Raw genomic sequence first — 17,480 nt, 5'->3', positions numbered from 1 at the left:
GTGAAATTCACAAGCAAGGTTTATAAGATAAAAGATGCTTACAAAAAGCTATCTGTACCTCAATTTACTATTGTTACAGGCTTGTTTATTATTTGCCTTGGAACTTTAATTTTGAGCTCTCCATTATGTTCATCTTCAAAGGTTGGTTTGTGGGAAGCATTTTTTACATCTACTTCTGCAATAACAGTTACTGGCTTAACCATAATAGATATTGGTGTTGATTTAAATTTCTTTGGCCAAGTTTTCTTAGCTTTTATGCTCTTATCAGGTGGTTTAGGATTAATGGCCATTACAACATTTTTACAAGGGTTTGTTGTAAAGGGGACAAAGCTAAAAACTAGATTAGACAAAGGAAAGACTTTAGATGAATTTGGAGTTGGAGGAATTGGTCGAACTTTTCAAAGCATTGCTATTACAGCGATTATTATCATATCCTTGGGCGCAATTATCTTATATGTTTTTGGATTTGTAGACATTCAAAATAATTGGGAAAGACTATGGTCCTCGATTTTTCATAGCATTTCTGCGTATAACAATGCAGGATTTTCTCTAATGTCAAATAGTCTTCAAGACTATAGAACAAATTATTTGGTGAATAGTGTTTTTGTTTTTCTCATTGTTATGGGTGGATTGGGTTGGCGGGTTATTGATGATATTTGGAGTCATAAAAAAAATCTTTCATATAAGAAATTAAGCCTTCATTCAAGACTAGTTATTAGGACAAGTTTTTCTCTAATATTGTTCGGATCATTGGGATTCTTTATCACTGAATCACTGCTAAATAGTCAATTTTTTAATGATTTAAATTTGTTTGAACGGTTGATGTCATCTATCTTCGAAACAGTTAGTGCAAGAACTGCAGGCTTTACAAATTTTCCGATTTCTTTGACCTCTATCTCAGATACAGGACTCTTATTATTAATGACGCTTATGTTTATTGGAGCAAGTACAGGAGGTACTGGTGGAGGTATAAAAACAACTACATTTATTGCTTTAATGGCTGCAACTAGATCAACTTTAAGAGGTCAGAAAGATGTAATTATTAGCAATAGATTAATTTCAGATAAAGTTATTCTAAAGGCAGTTGGAATCACAGTTGGATCTTTGCTTTTTGTTCTTTTAATGGCAATGTTGCTTAGTACAACTAATACTTTTGTTAAAAAAGAATCATTCACATTCCTAGAAATTCTGTTCACTTGCATATCTGCATTTGCAACAGTTGGTTTTGATATTGGTTTAACTGCAAAATTAAATCATTTTGGTCAACTTATTCTTATTGTGGGTATGTTTGTGGGCAGACTTGGGATTCTTTTGCTTTTAAGTGCACTTTGGCAGGCTCTTTATAAGAGTAGAATAGATAGACAAAAGAGAATTGGCTATCCTAGGGCTGATCTATATGTTTAGAATTGACTGAGTTTTATTATGGCTGATTGGTGGCAGTGGTCTCAAAAGAGAGAAAATGAAGCACTCACTTTTGCAGTTGTTGGCGTTGGAAGATTTGGAACCGCAGTTTGCAGAGAACTTATTAGTAATGGTGCTGATGTTTTAGCTGCAGATTATTCGGAAAAAGCTATTGATGATTTAAGGCAATTAGAACCTTCGATAGAAGCGAGAGTTGTAGATTGTACTGATGAAGAGTCTATGAAGGAATCGGGAATTCTTGAAATGAATACTGTTGTAGTGGGTATTAGTGAACCAATTGAAGCAAGTATAACTACAACTCTTATTGCTAAGGATAGTGAAGGTAGCAAAGTGAAAAGAGTAATAGCGAGAGCTACTAGTGACTTGCACGAAAAAATGCTAAAAAGAGTAGGTGCAGATAAAGTTGTTTTCCCATCTAGGATGCAAGGAGAAAGATTAGGTTTAGAACTAGTAAGACCAAACCTAATCGAAAGATTGGAACTAGATAATCAAACTGGTATAGATGAAATAACTGTTCCAGAGGAATTTATTGGAAGATCTTTAAGAGATTTAAATTTGAGGAAAAATTATTTAGTAAATGTTCTTGCTGCAGGCCCTGCTGAAGAGTTAACAGTTAATCCTCCAGCAAAATATATTTTGGAAAGAGGAAATATTTTGGTAGTCATGGGTAAAACTGTAGATTTACAGAAATTGCCTCAAAATTAATTATTTTTAATCAGATTTTTTAAAGTATCTAATCCTTTGAGGAGCTCTTTTTAATCTCCTGACGCTTTGTTTTTCAAGTTCATCTCTAAATTTATCAGTATTTAAATTATTTTCTGAAACAGGTGATTTACTTTCTTTTTCGAAATATTTTTTTATACCCTCTTGAATTAACACTTTTGCCATATTACTTACTGTCCTAGATTCATTATCAGCCAAAATAGTTAATTGCTCACATATCAATTCTGGAAGAACTACTTGAATTCTGGGGGATTTAGGCTTCCCATTAGTTGAGTTTTGGCGGGTAGCCATGAGTCAAAGTTGATAACTGTTACTTATTAGTATACACAGTTAGTCAAGGATACTATCTTTGTGTATATTATTAGTAAGGAAATTTATGTCCGTATCAATTAATTGTTTTATTGTCCCATGAAAAATTCAAGAAAAATTGATTCTCCAAAAAGGTCGATAATTGATAAACCGAAAAAAAGATTAGTTAGTTATGACGATAATGAAAATAGTGATGTTTTGGTATCTGCTGTAATTAGTCCATATTTGTTAACCCATCTTCACCATATTCTTCAACAGTCAGAGTATTTTGCGCAAAAAGATGGTAGAAAATCTCACGCAGCTAACTTTGCGAAACTAAGAAAGGTTTTATGTTTAGACGCAAGAAGTATGGCAGATGCATCAGCAAAAGAAATAAAGGATACCGATAATGATTTATCTTTTGATAAATATAATGAAAAAAATGTAGCTTGAGGTAATAATCTATTAATAAATAGATTTTAAAAACATGTCCAGTAATGCTGAAAAGCTTTATAACTTAATAGCAAATGATTCTAAAAAGAAACAAAGTTTGTTTATGATAGCTCTGACTAATCCCAAAAAAGCCTTAGATAAAATATGTGATATAGGTAATGAGTTAAATATTTCTGTGACTAAAGAAGAGGTTATTGAATATTTGAGCACTATCGACGACGAGGCAACTAAAATGTGGTTAGTTAAGGCTCGAGGAGGTCTTTAGAAACAGGTTTCGAATAATTATTGTTTTGATTCTTCATAGGTTGTATTCTTTTGTTGTAGCCTCCTCCACCAGCTAAAGTCCAAAAAAACCAATAACTTGGAATCGCAAGAGCCGCAGCTACGAAAATTACTACAATTTGTTCTATTCTTTTCATAAACCAATTTTATTCCACAGAATATTTTTTTTGTAAATAAGACTCAGATTTTGTAAATTCTATTTTTAATACAGTGATTAGATTTGAAGATATAAGTAAAATTTATTCTACAGATGTTGTTTTAAAAAATATTAATTGGGAGATTAAGAAAGGAGAAAAAGTTGGCTTAGTTGGTTCTAATGGTGCAGGTAAATCAACCCAATTTAAGATTTTAATTGGAGAGGAAGAGCAAACAAGTGGAAAGATTATAAAAGAGGGAAATCCTAAGATCGCCCATCTAAAACAGGAATTAGATTGTAACTTTAATTTTTCAGTGAGAGAAGAATTAGAAAGCTCTTTTAAAGATATACAAATTGTTGCCATTAAACTTTTAGAAATTGAGAATAAAATGAAATTATTGGATATAAAAAAAAATTCCTTTGAACTTGAAACATTAGTAAATCAACTTGCAAAGTATCAAGCAAAATTTGAAGCTTTAGGTGGTTATAAAATGCAATCTGATGTAGAAAAAATTTTACCAAAACTAGGTTTTTCTCTCGAAGATGCTGATAAATTAGTTGGAAATTTTTCGGGTGGTTGGCAGATGAAAGTTGCGCTTGGAAAAATAATCTTGCAAAAACCTGATTTACTTTTACTTGATGAACCAACTAATCATTTAGATTTAGATACTATTTTCTGGCTGGAAGAATATCTATCATCCCTTAAGATTGCAATCATTATAATTAGCCATGATAGATATTTTTTAGATAAATTATGCCAAAAAATTATTTTTATAGATAGAGGAATATCTGAAACATATAATGGTAACTATTCTTTTTTTGTGGAACAGAAATCTTTAAATGAAGAATCACAAAATAAAGCATATCAATTACAACAAAAAGAAATTGCGATCCAAAAAAAATACATTGATAGATTTAGAGCTAGTGCCACAAGAAGTTCTCAAGCCAAGAGTAGAGAAAAACAATTAAATAAAATTTCTAAAATCGAGGCTCCTAGAGCAAACTCAAAAAGTCCTGCTTTTGATTTTCCAGATTGTCCTCGCTCAGGAAAATTAGTGTTAAATATCAAGAATTTATCTCATAGTTATGATGATAAAATTCTTTTTTTAGATGTAAATTTAAAGATTTCTGCTGGAGAGAAAATAGCAATATTGGGACCTAATGGCTGTGGTAAATCTACATTGCTTAAAATTATTATGAAAAAAATACATCCTGAAATTGGAGAAATTAATCTTGGAAAACATAATATAATTACTAGCTACTATGAACAGAACCAAGCTGAAGCACTGTTACTTGAGGAGAGGGTAATTGACTTAATATGTAAAAAATCTCCCGAATGGTCACAAAAAAAAGTAAGAACATTCTTAGGAGGTTTTGGCTTTCAAAATGAAACTGTTTTTAAATATATTAAACAACTTAGTGGGGGAGAAAAAGCAAGATTAGCGTTGGCTCTTATGATTATAAATCCAAGTAATTTTCTTCTTCTGGATGAGCCAACTAACCATTTAGACCTGCAATCTAAAGAAAATTTAGAATTAGCAATTAAGAACTATAAAGGTTCACTACTAATAATTTCTCATGATCGATATTTTATTTCAAAGGTTGCAAATAGGATTGTTGAAATCAAAGATTCAAAGTTATTATCATACGATGGAAATTACGAATATTTTTTAGAAAAAAATAAATAAAGAATAAAAAAGTAATTATTCAATAATTACAACGCTTTTAATAAAGTTTACATTTAACTAGGCAAGATCACTCATTAATCTTTACAAAGACAACTGCGCTTGTTTAGTCTAAAAAATACAATAAAAAGTTTTTTATTATCTATATGAAAAATTACGATGTTAATCAAAAACAATTGCAAGTTTCTGATCCTATTGAAAGTTATTTTAACTGCATCCTAAGCTGTGATTTGAATGATGGTACTTGTATTTCTGAATGTGTGGAATTACTTAAAGAATTCGACAATTGAAACTTTTAATTATTTTGTAAATTAGTTATATCAGTTGGTAAAACTTTTACTCTGATAAATTTATTTTTTCGCTTTAAAAGTATATCTATTTGTTTTTTAATACCATTTTTACTTATTTCGCTTATTACGTCTGAAGCTCTTTCAATATCTGTATTACCTACTTTAATGATGACGTCATTAACCATTATTCCACTATTTTCGGCTGGACTATTAGGAACTACATAACCCACCCTAACCGAGTAATTATTTATTCCAGAATCATTTTTATCTATCAGACTTATTCCAATCATTGGATGTATTACTTTCCCATTTTTTATGAGTTGATCTGCAATTTTTTTAGCTTGATTGATTGGAATTGCGAAACTTAAACCAGCTCCAGGACCAGATCTGATTAAGGTATTAATACCAATTACTTCTCCATTGCTATTTAATAATGGTCCACCAGAATTTCCAGGATTAATAGCAGCATCTGTTTGAATAAGTTCAAGTTTTTTATCGTATATTCCTAGTTGAGTGACGTTTCTTTTTAGGTTACTAATAATTCCAAGAGTAACTGTATTTTCTAGTCCAAATGGATTTCCAACTGCGATTGCCCAATCACCAACTTTTATTTTTGTTGAATCGCCCAATTTTGCTTTTGGCCAAGGCCCTTTTCCTTCAATCTTAACCACAGCTAAATCGGTAAAAAAGTCCTGACCTATTACTTTCCCACTAAATTTTTTCCCATTTTTTAAACCAATAATTACTTTGTCTGAACCATTTACAACGTGAGCATTAGTCATTACAAGACCATCTTCAAATATAAATCCACTTCCTTGGCTTTGCTCAATACTTGGTTGGTTGTCTTTAGGTAAATCTAATCCAAAAAATCTTTCAAAATATGGGTCTAGGAATAGTTGGGAATTTCTCGGGAATTTTCTTTTTTTAACATATCTTTGAGTATCAATTGTTACAACTGAAGGACCTGTTTTTTCTACCGCACTGGTTATGAAAGATTTTTTTGAAATTATATTAACTTCATTTATTTTGGTTTTAGATACTGGTTGGGATACAACATTTAAAGGGCATATAATACCAATTGAAATTAGCGAGGAAAGTAAAAATTGCCTGTGGTTGTAGCTTTTCAATTTTAATTTTCTTATGCTCTTATAAAAGTTTAAATGAGTAATTTATCTTTGTTTTAATATAACTACTAAATAAAATTAATTTGATTTAGAGAACAATTTATTAACTTAAAATAGCTAATTTTCTTTTTTTACGGCTATGATATTAATCAAATATCTAATTAATTTATAAGTTTAATGACTATTCTTTTTCCAATTATTTATTCCGCAGCCTTGACCTATCTAGTTTGGAAAGCGTTTAAAGTAATGTCAAATGGTTGGAATATACCTAGGGTAGAAAAAAATCGTTACGGTACTTCTAATTTTAAACAAAAAAAATATACAGTTCATCCAGAACTCTTAGATAAAGCAGGAAACATAACTGAAGAAGAGCTTTTAACTGTAAGATTTTCAAACGATAATGACTCTACTTTAGAAGAGAAGGGTTCAACAACTGATTAGTTAAACTAAATTTAAGGAAAACACATTGGAATTAAGAACAAAAATTGTCTCAGCTGTCATAAGATCTTTAAAATTGCCGCCAAGGTTTCGTTTGAAAATGGTTAAAGAAGATCCTGTTAGGCTTGAACTAAGTTTAACCCCTTCTTATGGTAAGAATCCAGTTATTGTTGGTATAGTAGAGTCTCTAGATTTAGTTGCTCGAAGAGATAGAGAAGGTAGATTGCCAAGAGATCTTCAAGGCACTTGGGATTGGACTGTAAGACACGGTAAAGTTAGCACTGGAGGATGGAATCCTATGCTAAAAGAAGCATTGCAAACAATGTTTGATACTGGATTGCCAGCTATTGTGTATGAGGAATTAACCGGAGATGAGTATCGACCTGTTGATGGTGTTAGACACGTTAAATAAATAATTTATTATTCATCATAAATAGTTCCTCAAAACGTTAAAATATTACTAAAGAAGTTTTGTTAATTATGAATAATGACAATCAACCAAGATTTGGTTTCGTGAATTTTGCAGAAACTTGGAATGGCCGAATGGCAATGATGGGCATTCTAATCGGTCTTGGCACTGAATTAATAACTGGACAAAGTATTCTTAGGCAAATTGGAATAGGTTAGATTTTTATTTTATTTCTTCTGCCTTTACTTCAACGATACTATCACTAGGCTTTTTATCCAATTGATTACCTTGGCTTAAATTTTCTAAATCTGCCCCACAATTAATACAGGTATCACTGAAACCTAATGATATAGAACCACAGCTACTACATCTATTAATTTTAGATTTGTAAGAGTTAAAACCTATAAACACTAAAACTAATAATAAAAGAGGGATTAGCAATAAAAGTAATAGGATATTACTTAAGAGACTTATGAAAAAGTTAATTCCAAAAATTGGAATGACTATAAGTATTATCAATAAATATGTAAGAAAATTTTTATTACCTTTAAGAAAATAATACATTTTAATTATTGTTATCTATGATGTCTTTTTTTATTTACTAAGGACATACTAGCAATAACTACGCTCCAACACTGTCCGAAATATAAAATCACTCCTAGTAGCCATACCCATAAAGTAAGTACAAGAAAACCTCCAATAAAACCATATGCCTGAAATCTTGCACCAAGTGAGAGAATACTTTTACTGACTGCTAAGTTCAAAGTGGTTAGACCAATACCGATAAGAAAAGATCCAGGCAGTAGTGGTCTTAAAGGGACTTTTCTACTAGGTAATAGGGCTTGTAATAAAAGAGCCATTAAAGAAAAGCCAATTAGTGGTACTGCAAACTGACCAACTTGTAATAGAGGCAACTTTAATAATAAATCTGAAATTAAATTATTAGATTTTGAGAGATTTTCTAAAACGTTACTTGGGATCATTCTAAGATTTGCACTAATTTGATCGAGTACCATTAAAAAACCTATAAAGAATACTATTAAAAAGGCTTCAATTCTATTTCGGAGAAACCTCGAAGCTTGAACTCTCCAAGCAGCATTTTCTTTTTTTGAAGGAAGTTCGTCTTCCCAAAGCCTATCTGAACCTCTCTGAAGAGATAGATATGCATTTCCTGCTGTAAAAAGCAAAAACATAGCTCCTAGAATGCCTGCTCCAAAACCTTGATCAATCAAATTAAATAATGTTGTTTCTACTAATTCAACTACTGAAGGGGGTAAAAGCTGAGCAGCAATAGAAATTATTTGTTGGTCTAATCCCTCTTGTTTACCTAGGAACCACGATGCTATTGAAAGAGAAATTAGAAGAATAGGAAAAAATGATTGTAGTGTGTAGTAAGCAAAGGCAGCACTTAAATCAATGCAATCAGATTTGCTCCATCTTTCACAAGCTCCCCATAAACTTTTCAGGATCCATGTTGAGCTTCGCTGCATATTAATTTTCTTCAAATATTTTTTTTTATTTATTTTTTATTGTATCTAATTAAGAAATTTTTCAAGCGATTATTTATTTATGATGCAACTGTTTATCTATTAATAAGTCACCCCATGGTTTTAAGATTTTAATTTTTTCTATCGATCTACAGGCAATTAATGGGAAATTAACATCGCTTAAGTTTTGTCCTGCAACTAAATTTAAAGGGTTTGTTTCTAACCAGGTTATAGAACAATTGAGTTCTTCTAATAGCAGCCAGGCTGCTGCAATGTCCCATATTTTGGGGGTTGATTCTATAGCTCCGAAAGTTTGACCCATCGCTACACTCGTTAGATTTAAACTAGATACACCTAAAAGCCTGATTTTGCCAGGAAATACTGAGTTTGGATTTTTTTGTAAAATTTTTATAGACCTACTGCATAAAGAAATGCATTCACTTTGGTGATTATTTTGACTAGGATTTATTTTCTTATTATTTAACCAAACCCCTTTGCCTTTAATAGATACAAACTTTTTTTTCAATGTTGGGATTATTAAAAAAGAAGATTCCGGTTTGCCATCAACAAACCTCGCGACTGATATAGACCAGTAAGGAATGCCTGCAGCAAAATTTGTTGTCCCATCAAGTGGATCGACAACCCAATAAGCTTTTGTGTTTGGAATTAACTTCCCTCCCTCTTCACTTAAGACGCCCTCGCCTGGGGCTATTGCAGCCAGACCATCTACTATTGTTTTATCACTCCATAAATCGCAACTTGTTAACAATGATCCGTCTGCTTTATTGCTAGCACTTATATTTCCAAAATCTTTTTTTTGTCTTTGACTAACTAACTCAAATAACGAGTCTAATTTACTTAATTGTTTATTAGTTAAATTGGGTAGATTCATATTAAACTATTGCAAAAAGAATCTATATTTTTATTATTATTGTTATCCAAACAATTTTTACTTTTTTCAAGAAAAGTTAATCTTTCCAATTCATCTATATTTACATTGTAATTGTATTTAGCATTTATGTTTTTTGATATTGCATTACTTAATTCACTTTGTCTTACAAGTACATCTTTGAGGGTTGATATGCCAACATCATATCTAAGTCTGGAAAGCCTTACGGACTCTTTGCTTGATTCGATTTCTTTTTGAGAAGAGATTATTTTTTCTTCATTTAATTTTAGATTCATATAGGCTTTACTAATATTTGTAGTTAAAACATTTTTTAGATTTTTGTAAGCATATTCCTCAGATTCTGCTTCTGCTATTTTTGATTTATAAGAGTTTTTAGACTTTCCGCCATTAAAAATACTCCATGTAAAATTTAAACTGATTGTATTTGTATAGTTAGATCCAGATTTTTCAGAATTAATATTACTAGATAGAGAGTCACCCTTGGAAAATGTACTTGCGAATGTGTTGCTTATGTAAATATTGGGTTTATTTTGAGATAAAAAACTTTTTGCTTGGCTATCTTTAATAGATTTTTGAAGAATGAGATTTTTTAAAGAAAGATTTTCATTTAAACCCTCAGCAATATTTTTATTTAATCTATGATTCCAAAAACCTTCTAGGTTTTGCTCTTTAGTAATTTCAAAATCTCCTTTTATGTTAAGAATCTCTTTGAGCGAAATTTGGTTGATTTTATGTTCAATTTTCTTTTCATTAAGAGATTGTTTATCTCGAGACAATTGAGCATCTGCTTCAAGAACCTCAAATTTTGTACCTATTCCAGCGTCTAACTTTGCCTTGGCATTATTTAAACTTGTAGTTGATAAGTCAAGGGTAAATTTTTTATTTTGTATTTCTTGAAATGACTTTTGGTATTTGTGATACCTCAATCTTGCTTCTTGAATTAAATCTTTTTTCTTAATCTCATAATTATTTTCTGCAATTTTAAAATTTTCTTTGGCAATTTTGATATCGGATCCCCTGAGTGGGTCTATTAAATCCCATTTTAAATTAAGAGAAGGATTTGCCGTAAATTGTGATGTTTTTAAAGTCTCCGAATTACTACTATACTTTTTACCTGAAACATATTTTGGTAACCCATTGGCTTGAAAATCTAAGGATGGATATCTTTGGCTAATTTGACTTGAAAGATTAAAGCTTGCTGAGGTAACTAAATTTTTTAATGATTTCAACTCTTCATTATTTAAGACAATTTTTTCTATCTCTTGATAATTGATAAAAGGTAAATTTGATTTTTCTTCTAAAAATTTATCTATTAAGTCTTTTTTTTCGCTCGATATTACCTCTAAAGAGTTAACAAAAAGAGCAAGAGGCAAAATTAAAATAGAATTTTTTACTTTTCTAAGCATTTTTTATAATATTAATTTATTAGGTTCGCCAATCAAAGTATTTATAATATCATTCGAATCATCAAGAATGTGAATTTGGGTATTCAATTGCTTTTCTACTTCTTTAATATTTTTATCGTCAAGAAATAAATCAGTATTAATTTTTAACATTATTGATGGTATGTATATACCCTCTCCTAAGTCCTTATTTCGCAGTCCGCAAATGAGATCTTCTCCAGTTAGAAGACCAGTCACAACTTGCTCTTGTCCCCAGTAAATGCTAGATAAACCATATAAATTAATCTTTAATCCATCAATTAAATTTAATTTTTTAACTGTAGGAATGAGGGATTCATAAACTAATTTACCAACTATCCAACTAACTGTTTTTGGTTTTTTTACTTTCTGGGGTAAACTTTTAGTCCTCTCATTTAATGTTTTTAGAAAGCTTCTAATAGACCCTACTCCATTAGATTCTTGCGGCATATTCTCATAAGTGTTGTAACTAGGTAAATCTATACCCGCTATTAAATACCATTCGTCCGCCAGCCAACAAAAACGAGTCCCAAGACTAATTTGTAACGATTCTTGTATCCTTTCAACTTGATTGATGGTTTTTATCGCGTATTCTGAGCTTATTGATTTCAATCCATCATTTTCAGGCCTAAATTTTGTAAGTCCAACAGGAACTATTGCCACTGAGAGAACTGTTTGAGAAGTTTGTTTATAGAATCTAGCAAGCTCAAAAATTGATTTTTCAAGAATCTTACCGTCATTTATATCTGGACATACAACAATTTGGGCATGTATTTGAATTGAGTTTCTTTCAAACCAGGCAATTTGATCAAGAATTACTCCAGCTTTTTTATTTTTTAATAATTTTTCTCGAGTAGCAGGATCAGTTGCATGAACCGAAATAAAGAGTGGGGAAAGTTTTTGTGTGGAAATTCTTTCCCAGTCTTCTTTTTTTAAATTTGTGAGGGTTAGATAAGATCCATATAGGAAGCTTAATCTATAATCATCATCTTTTATGTAAAGACTTTTTCTTTTACCACTTGGCTGTTGATCTATAAAACAAAATGGACATCTATTATTGCATTGCTTAATTGAATCAAATAACGCATCTTTAAAATTAATACCTAAATTGGCATCTTGATCTTTTTCAATATTTATATTATGAATTTTAAGGTTTTTATCTAAGACTGATATTTCTAAAATTTCTTCACTAATGAGAATCTGATAATCAATTAAATCTCTTGGTTTTTTCCCATTAATACTAATTATAGAATCACCCGACTCAAATCCTATTTCTTGAGCGATGGAATTAGCTTCAATACTTTCAATTTCTGCAGGATTTATTTTATAAGAAATATGGGGAACCAAAAGATCATTAGAATCTTCTTTGTAATTAATTTCCTGCCACACAATTAAATTCCAAATATTCCTCTATCTTTTTATTTTAAACTTATAAATGTCTCAAAGTGTATTAAATACTTTTAAAATACTTAATAAAGTTGTGAATTTAAGGGCCTTTAATTTATTAAAATATAATATTCGCAGTTTTTTAAACCACAATTTAAATTAATTAAATTAACTAATAAATTTTATTCATTGAAAGATTTACTTACGAAAAACTTAGAAGTGAAAGATAAATTTAACTATGACTTGCATAAAACAGTTGATTCATACGAAAGTACTTTTTTATCGAGGCCAATTTCTTTAAGATTTTGGTCCTCTTTTTTTGTCATTTTACCTATATTTATTCAAGCCCCTTGGGTTAGATTAGAACCAATTAGTGCTCTTTGTTTTACTTTTGTTATTCTCTTCGGATCATTTATTTTGAGTCAAAAGGGAACAAAAAAATGGTTTATTGTCAGTTCATTATTACTTGGTGTATCAGGGAGTTGGCTAGGTGGGTGTTTATTCTGGGGTTGGTTAAGTCCATTCCCAATTTTGCACATTCCTGTTGAAGCTGTTGTTCTCCCTCTAGCGTTAATTGGACTCAACACTAATTGGAGAATTGGTTCTAGTTTTTATATCTCATCTCTATTTGGAACTGCGGTTACTGATATTACAATTTTTTTAATCGGAATAATGGATCAATGGAGGGAGGTTATTACAGCAGATGCTGAAACTGCACCAATAATTCTTCAAAATACCTCTGAGAATCTTATTCATATAAAATCGTTATCGACTATCCTTATTATTGGACTTATACTATGGTTTATTTCAAAAGAAATTTTTGATTCTGCAACTATTAATACTACTAGTGGTAAGGCATTATTGGTTTCTAGTTATGTAATTCAAACGACACTCATTGTTGATAGTATTTTTATTGCTTTAGCAATTCTGCAGCCAACTTTTAGTGGACTGGTTTAATGCTTAGGCCTCCATTTTCTCAAGACCTAATACCAATAAATAATTGGGATGTAATCGTTATAGGTGCTGGGGCTGCAGGTCTTATGTCTTCCCTAGAATTACCAACAAATTTAAAAGTGCTTCTTTTAAATAGAAATACTAGCAAGGTATCTTCTAGTAGATGGGCGCAAGGAGGAATAGCATCTGTCATTAGACAAGATGATTCATTCGATCTTCATGCTGATGATACTTTACAAGCAGGAGATGGACTATGTGATTTTCAGGCCGTAGAAATGCTGGTTAAGGAAGCTCCAGGTTGCGTGGATAGATTGCAGAATTTAGGTATGGTTTTTGATCAAAGTTATGATCAACTAGCTACTACTTTAGAGGCAGCACATTCTAGAAGAAGAGTTTTGCATGTAAAAGATCGTACAGGAAGAGCATTAGTTGAAGTTTTAGAAGAACATGTTGAAAATAAAAAAAATATTCTTCACTGTAGGGGTGTAAGAGTAACTGAACTTCTTATTGAAAACGAAGAATGTAAAGGGGTTCAGGTTCTTGATGGGGCGAATTTATATTGGATTCAATCGAGAGCTGTTGTTTTAGCTACAGGTGGAGGTGGCCATTTATTCACTAATACAACTAATCCTGCTCAATCATCTGGAGAAGGAATAGCTTTAGCATGGAAAGCGGGAGCTGCTATTGAAGATTTAGAGTTTGTTCAATTTCATCCAACGGCTTTAAAATTTTATGGAGCACCTTGTTTCTTAATATCTGAGGCACTTAGAGGAGAAGGCGCTATTTTAGTTGATAAAAATGGCGAAAGTCCAGTTAAAAATCTTAAAAATCGTGATTTAGCCACTAGAGACCAAGTAAGCAGGGCAATTATGAAGAATATGCATGACAATAATATTGATCATGTTGGCTTAGATCTTAGATATATTGATCCAGAAAAAATTGTAGAAAGATTTCCCACTATCTTAAGTAGATGTCTGGATTATGGCGTTAATCCTTTAAATGAGGTTATTCCTGTTGCTCCTGCAGCTCACTATTGGATGGGAGGTGTTAAAAGTGATTTAAATGCATCTACCACAAGAAAAGGTTTATATGCTGTAGGAGAAGTTGCTTCCACTGGTGTTCATGGTGCTAATAGATTGGCAAGTAATTCGCTGATGGAATGCCTTGTTTTTGCGAGAAAAATGTCTTCAATTGTTTTAAATGATCCTCCTAAATTAGTACAAAATGATAGATCATCCCAAGAGTTTGACACTAAAGATCCGGAAGAAGATCAAATTTCTAAGATTGCTGAAAAAATTGATGAACTAAGAAAACTATGTTGGTTAAATTTAGGTGTCTCTCGAAATAAGCTAAATATGAGTAAATTCCAAAATGTTATTCAAGATGATATCGATGAATTACATAATAATGCTTTACTAAATAGTCTTGAAAAAATAGAATTTGATCAAAAAATCAAACTTAGTGAGCCCAATAGGAGAGCATTGAATCTTTTACTTGATTTAAAGAATAGACAAATAACAACTATGACTTTATTAAAAGCTTGTTTATTTAGAGAAGAGAGTAGGGGAGGGCATTTTAGAGATGATTTCCCAGATAAAGATAAAAATTGGGAATGTCATACTAGACAACAGTTAGATCAAAAAATTCATAAAAGATTTATTAGAAATTAGAATCTCCTTGATAGCTTGTCTTTATGGCTAATTCACTTAGGTTACGAGTACCACTAATGATTTCTCCATTTATTTCCCAAGAGGGAAAACCACTGATTCCTTTTGTTTGGCATAGCTCATACTCATTATCTTTACCATCTCTTGCACATTCAACTATTTTTAATTCTTTGACTGCCTCTCTACCAAATAATTGTTTTTGATCGTGGCAATGTGGGCACCAGTATGCACTATACATAACGATATTGTTTTCATTTAAAAATTTTGCAAATTTTATCTTCTGGGGCGAGCTTGAAGTGGTAATTTTTGGTGATACATTTTCAGCTGGGTTTGTAACATCTACAGCATTAGAAGGGTCAACGTTAGTTGACCAAATTAGCCCCCCTAGCAGGACACTAATGGCTACTATGAAACCTCTAAAAATCATAGGTTCTCTACTTTCAAACTTTGCTCCAATGATAGAAACTATAAAGATAGAAAACGATAAAATTGCTGAAAGTATACAAAAAAAACAAATTGCTTGAATCTTAAAAAACATTATATTGAGCAATAAAAAGCTAAATGTTGATGAGGCACAAGATATTAGAAATATTAACCACCATAAAAACTTATTTAGTGTTTCTTTAGGTGAAATTAAATTAAGTGAAAGGATTATTGTGATAACTAATATTGATAAATACGTAATAAATCCTGCTAAAGAAAGAGGTATATTGAATGTACTGTTTTCAAATAAAGTACCCCAAGGACTATTTAAAACTGTTTCGCAACCATTTTGTATCCCTGGGCATGAAAGCGAAGTAAATAATCCCCAGTTTTTTAAAGTAATCGAACCTGTGTCAACTATGCCTATAGTGCTAAGAATTGCGATTAAGAGTTTTGGCCATTTTAAGTCTTTTTTATTTCTAATTTTTAGAGTTTTAAAGGCCATACAAAATGAAAGTTTGTTATTTGCATTATCTATCTTAATATTATCTTGGCAGGAGTCTTGTATACGAAATGCTGCTTAAATTTTTTAATTTTTAATTTTTCAAGCTTGTGAAACAAAAAAGTCTTAAGGTTAAAGATAAAAAACTATCTAAGATTGCATTCAGTCATGTTGGTTGCGAGAAAAATCTTGTTGATACTGAACATATGCAAGGATTATTAGATAAAGAGGGTTATGAAGTTGACAGCAAAATAAATGATGCAAATGTAGTTGTTGTAAATACTTGCAGTTTTATTGAAACAGCTAGAGAAGAATCTATTAGAAAAATTCTAGAATATACAAATCAAGGAAAGGAAGTAATAGTTGCAGGCTGTATGGCTCAGCATTTTAAAGATGAACTTCTAAAAGAAATACCTGAAATAAAAGGTTTGATTGGAACAGGAGATTATCAAAAGATAGCCAAGGTTTTAGAAAGAGTAGAAAAAGGGGAAATCGTTAATGAAGTTTCAAAAATACCGGAATTTATTGCTGATGAGAAAATACCTCGTTTTGTAGATAAAAATAAATTTGTTGCTTATCTTCGTATTGCTGAAGGCTGCAACTATAGTTGTGCTTTTTGTATTATTCCTAAGTTGAGAGGTCCTCAAAGAAGTAGAACAATAGAATCTATAGTTTCAGAAGCCAAAAGTCTTGTAAAGCAGGGTATTCAAGAAATTATATTAATTAGTCAAATAACAACTAATTATGGTCAAGATATTTATGGAAAACCTTCATTAGCCAAACTTTTAAATGAGCTTTCTAAAGTCTCAATTCCTTGGATAAGGATACATTATGCTTATCCAACGGGTTTAACTGATGAAGTTATTAGAGCTTTCAAAAATTCAAAGAATATAGTTCCCTATTTTGATTTACCACTTCAGCATAGTCATCCAGATGTTTTGAAGAGTATGAATAGACCTTGGCAGGCTTCTTTGAACGAATCAATTTTGGAGAAAATTAGAGAAGAAATTCCATCTGCTGTATTAAGAACTAGTCTCATTGTTGGCTTCCCAGGAGAAAAAAAAGAACATTTTGAACATCTTCTTGCATTTTTGGATAGGCATAAATTTGATCATGTGGGAGTGTTTATTTTTTCTCCTGAGGAAGGAACTGCAGCTTTTCATTTGCCAAATAAAGTATCCGCAGAGGTTGCAGAGGCAAGAAAAGATAACGTTATTTCAGTTCAACAAAATATTTCTAAACTTAAAAATCAGAGATATGTTGGTTCAAAAATGAAGATTTTGGTAGAGAAAATATCAGATAATAACGAATTAATAGGTCGGTCCTACAATTTCGCGCCTGAAATTGACGGAACTGTAATTTTATCTGTTAAAGAAAAAATTGATTTGAAAAATTTTATTGGTAAATTTGTTGAAGCAAATATTTCTTTTGTGGATGAATATGATTTGTATGGAGAGACTATTAAATTGTTGTAGTTTTT

At 31.1% G+C, this 17,480-nt stretch carries 21 protein-coding genes; 12 read left to right on the top strand and 9 right to left on the bottom strand.

Features of this window, described 5'->3' with window-relative positions; translation table 11 throughout:
• Positions 1 to 1,404 (top strand): potassium transporter TrkG, encoded by a 1,404-nt coding sequence (locus JJ842_04830; protein MBO6971236.1) that lies wholly within the window; start codon positions 1 to 3, stop codon positions 1,402 to 1,404.
• Between the two features lie 18 nt (positions 1,405 to 1,422).
• Positions 1,423 to 2,127, top strand: a complete 705-nt coding sequence (locus JJ842_04825; GenBank protein ID MBO6971235.1) for a TrkA family potassium uptake protein — start codon at positions 1,423 to 1,425, stop codon at positions 2,125 to 2,127.
• A 6-nt stretch (positions 2,128 to 2,133) separates the two neighbouring features.
• On the opposite strand, the gene JJ842_04820 is transcribed toward JJ842_04825, so the two are convergent.
• Positions 2,134 to 2,436, bottom strand: coding sequence for a hypothetical protein (locus tag JJ842_04820; protein MBO6971234.1), 303 nt, complete (start codon positions 2,434 to 2,436; stop codon positions 2,134 to 2,136).
• A 117-nt stretch (positions 2,437 to 2,553) separates the two neighbouring features.
• On the opposite strand from JJ842_04820, the gene JJ842_04815 reads away from it, so the two are divergent.
• Together JJ842_04815 and JJ842_04810 are read left to right on the top strand one after the other, a co-directional pair.
• Positions 2,554 to 2,886, top strand: a complete 333-nt coding sequence (locus JJ842_04815) for a hypothetical protein (protein MBO6971233.1) — start codon at positions 2,554 to 2,556, stop codon at positions 2,884 to 2,886.
• 34 nt (positions 2,887 to 2,920) lie between these two features.
• Positions 2,921 to 3,151: a hypothetical protein gene (locus JJ842_04810; protein ID MBO6971232.1), complete on the top strand. Its 231-nt coding sequence runs from the start codon at positions 2,921 to 2,923 to the stop codon at positions 3,149 to 3,151.
• On the opposite strand, the gene JJ842_04805 is transcribed toward JJ842_04810, so the two are convergent.
• Positions 3,129 to 3,305 carry a hypothetical protein gene (locus JJ842_04805; GenBank protein MBO6971231.1) on the bottom strand — a complete coding sequence of 59 codons (177 nt, stop codon included), beginning with the start codon at positions 3,303 to 3,305 and terminating at the stop codon, positions 3,129 to 3,131. The two genes, JJ842_04810 and JJ842_04805, sit on opposite strands and share 23 nt — an antisense overlap.
• A gap of 73 nt (positions 3,306 to 3,378) precedes the next feature.
• Here JJ842_04805 and JJ842_04800 point away from each other — a divergent pair, with 73 nt between their 5' ends.
• Together JJ842_04800 and JJ842_04795 are read left to right on the top strand one after the other, a co-directional pair.
• Complete coding sequence (locus JJ842_04800; protein ID MBO6971230.1) at positions 3,379 to 4,992, top strand: ABC-F family ATP-binding cassette domain-containing protein; 1,614 nt, start codon at positions 3,379 to 3,381, stop codon at positions 4,990 to 4,992.
• A 143-nt stretch (positions 4,993 to 5,135) separates the two neighbouring features.
• Complete coding sequence (locus JJ842_04795) at positions 5,136 to 5,279, top strand: hypothetical protein (protein ID MBO6971229.1); 144 nt, start codon at positions 5,136 to 5,138, stop codon at positions 5,277 to 5,279.
• Positions 5,280 to 5,284: 5 nt separating this feature from the next.
• Here the strand turns inward: JJ842_04795 and JJ842_04790 are convergent, their stop codons facing one another.
• On the bottom strand, positions 5,285 to 6,406 hold the full coding sequence (locus JJ842_04790; GenBank protein ID MBO6971228.1) for a trypsin-like peptidase domain-containing protein: 1,122 nt from the start codon (positions 6,404 to 6,406) through the stop codon (positions 5,285 to 5,287).
• Between the two features lie 174 nt (positions 6,407 to 6,580).
• Between JJ842_04790 and JJ842_04785 the strand changes: the two genes are divergently transcribed.
• From JJ842_04785 to JJ842_04775, 3 genes are all read left to right on the top strand, one after another.
• Positions 6,581 to 6,844: a DUF2973 domain-containing protein gene (locus JJ842_04785; protein MBO6971227.1), complete on the top strand. Its 264-nt coding sequence runs from the start codon at positions 6,581 to 6,583 to the stop codon at positions 6,842 to 6,844.
• Positions 6,845 to 6,869: 25 nt separating this feature from the next.
• Positions 6,870 to 7,253, top strand: a complete 384-nt coding sequence (locus JJ842_04780) for a hypothetical protein (GenBank protein ID MBO6971226.1) — start codon at positions 6,870 to 6,872, stop codon at positions 7,251 to 7,253.
• Positions 7,254 to 7,321: 68 nt separating this feature from the next.
• Positions 7,322 to 7,468: a high light inducible protein gene (locus JJ842_04775; GenBank protein ID MBO6971225.1), complete on the top strand. Its 147-nt coding sequence runs from the start codon at positions 7,322 to 7,324 to the stop codon at positions 7,466 to 7,468.
• A gap of 4 nt (positions 7,469 to 7,472) precedes the next feature.
• Here JJ842_04775 and JJ842_04770 read toward each other — a convergent pair whose 3' ends face one another.
• The 5 genes from JJ842_04770 to JJ842_04750 form a co-directional block, all read right to left on the bottom strand.
• The gene (locus tag JJ842_04770) at positions 7,473 to 7,814 is read right to left on the bottom strand and encodes a hypothetical protein (GenBank protein ID MBO6971224.1); all 342 of its coding nucleotides are present in this window, start codon (positions 7,812 to 7,814) and stop codon (positions 7,473 to 7,475) included.
• An 11-nt stretch (positions 7,815 to 7,825) separates the two neighbouring features.
• Complete coding sequence (locus tag JJ842_04765; GenBank protein ID MBO6971223.1) at positions 7,826 to 8,740, bottom strand: YihY/virulence factor BrkB family protein; 915 nt, start codon at positions 8,738 to 8,740, stop codon at positions 7,826 to 7,828.
• Positions 8,741 to 8,813: 73 nt separating this feature from the next.
• On the bottom strand, positions 8,814 to 9,629 hold the full coding sequence (locus JJ842_04760) for an inositol monophosphatase family protein (GenBank protein MBO6971222.1): 816 nt from the start codon (positions 9,627 to 9,629) through the stop codon (positions 8,814 to 8,816).
• Positions 9,626 to 11,053: a TolC family protein gene (locus JJ842_04755; protein MBO6971221.1), complete on the bottom strand. Its 1,428-nt coding sequence runs from the start codon at positions 11,051 to 11,053 to the stop codon at positions 9,626 to 9,628. Before JJ842_04755 ends, JJ842_04760 begins: the two co-directional genes overlap by 4 nt.
• 3 nt (positions 11,054 to 11,056) lie before the next feature.
• On the bottom strand, positions 11,057 to 12,457 hold the full coding sequence (locus JJ842_04750) for a TIGR03279 family radical SAM protein (GenBank protein ID MBO6971220.1): 1,401 nt from the start codon (positions 12,455 to 12,457) through the stop codon (positions 11,057 to 11,059).
• Positions 12,458 to 12,643: 186 nt separating this feature from the next.
• Here JJ842_04750 and JJ842_04745 point away from each other — a divergent pair, with 186 nt between their 5' ends.
• Together JJ842_04745 and nadB are read left to right on the top strand one after the other, a co-directional pair.
• Complete coding sequence (locus JJ842_04745; protein MBO6971219.1) at positions 12,644 to 13,411, top strand: DUF3120 domain-containing protein; 768 nt, start codon at positions 12,644 to 12,646, stop codon at positions 13,409 to 13,411.
• The gene (gene nadB, locus JJ842_04740; GenBank protein MBO6971218.1) at positions 13,411 to 15,078 is read left to right on the top strand and encodes an L-aspartate oxidase; all 1,668 of its coding nucleotides are present in this window, start codon (positions 13,411 to 13,413) and stop codon (positions 15,076 to 15,078) included. The genes JJ842_04745 and nadB overlap by 1 nt, the downstream gene beginning before the upstream one ends.
• On the opposite strand, the gene JJ842_04735 is transcribed toward nadB, so the two are convergent.
• Positions 15,068 to 16,003: a vitamin K epoxide reductase family protein gene (locus JJ842_04735; GenBank protein ID MBO6971217.1), complete on the bottom strand. Its 936-nt coding sequence runs from the start codon at positions 16,001 to 16,003 to the stop codon at positions 15,068 to 15,070. The genes nadB and JJ842_04735 overlap by 11 nt on opposite strands.
• Positions 16,004 to 16,110: 107 nt before the next feature.
• On the opposite strand from JJ842_04735, the gene rimO reads away from it, so the two are divergent.
• Positions 16,111 to 17,475 carry a 30S ribosomal protein S12 methylthiotransferase RimO gene (gene rimO / locus JJ842_04730; protein MBO6971216.1) on the top strand — a complete coding sequence of 455 codons (1,365 nt, stop codon included), beginning with the start codon at positions 16,111 to 16,113 and terminating at the stop codon, positions 17,473 to 17,475.
• Positions 17,476 to 17,480 lie beyond the last annotated feature (5 nt).

The organism is Prochlorococcus marinus CUG1433 (assembly GCA_017644425.1).
Classification (GTDB): Bacteria; Cyanobacteriota; Cyanobacteriia; order PCC-6307; family Cyanobiaceae; genus Prochlorococcus_A; species Prochlorococcus_A marinus_U.
This window is presented reverse-complemented; position numbering and strand designations above follow the sequence as displayed.